The organism is Burkholderia sp. HAN2018 (assembly GCF_024704855.1).
GTDB classification, from domain to species: Bacteria; Pseudomonadota; Gammaproteobacteria; order Burkholderiales; family Burkholderiaceae; genus Burkholderia; species Burkholderia cepacia.
The window spans coordinates 1-659 of record NZ_QOBB01000549.1; the positions used below are offsets into that span (position 1 = coordinate 1).

The window sequence follows — 659 nt, forward strand, 5'->3', positions numbered from 1 at the left end:
GGCCGACTGGGGCGGCGCGCAGCGCTGGCTGAAGAGCGACGCCGCACCGGCCGACGTGCAGCGGCTCGCCGCGCAATGGGGCGGGCACGCGACCTGCTTCACGCCGGGCACGACGCGCGAGCCGTTCCAGCCGCTGCCGCCCACGCTGCTGCGCGTGCACCGCCAGCTCAAGGCACAGCTCGACCCGCACGCGATTTTCAATCCCGGCCGCCTGTACGCCGATTTCTGACGCGAACCCGATCCCGACCCGCCGATGCAAACCAATCTCAGCGAAGCAAGCAAGGCCCTCGCCCGGGCCGACGAAGCGGAAGCGATCCTGCGCGCGTGCGTGCACTGCGGCTTCTGCAATGCGACCTGCCCGACCTACCAGGTGCTCGGCAACGAGCTCGACGGGCCGCGCGGGCGCATCTACCTGATCAAGCAGCTGCTCGAAGGCGAGCCGTGCGGCGAACGCACGCAGCGGCATCTCGACCGCTGCCTGACGTGCCGCAACTGCGAGACGACCTGCCCGTCCGGCGTGCGCTATCACACGCTGCTCGACATCGGCCGCGCGGAAGCCGAAAAGCGTGCGCAGCGGCCCGCGCGCGAGCGCCTGCTGCGCGCGGGGCTGCGGCACGTCGTGCCGCGCCCGGCGACGTTCGCCGCGTTGCTGAAGGCCG

At 72.1% G+C, this 659-nt stretch carries 1 protein-coding gene and 1 pseudogene; both read left to right on the plus strand.

Annotated features, from left to right (window positions below):
• A pseudogene (glcE, locus tag DPV74_RS41710) lies at window positions 1–229 on the plus strand (glycolate oxidase subunit GlcE); the annotation flags it as partial.
• Between the two features lie 24 nt (window positions 230–253).
• Window positions 254–659, plus strand: a 406-nt coding sequence (locus DPV74_RS41715) for a 4Fe-4S dicluster domain-containing protein (RefSeq protein WP_119339305.1), incomplete at its 3' end; no start/stop codon positions are given.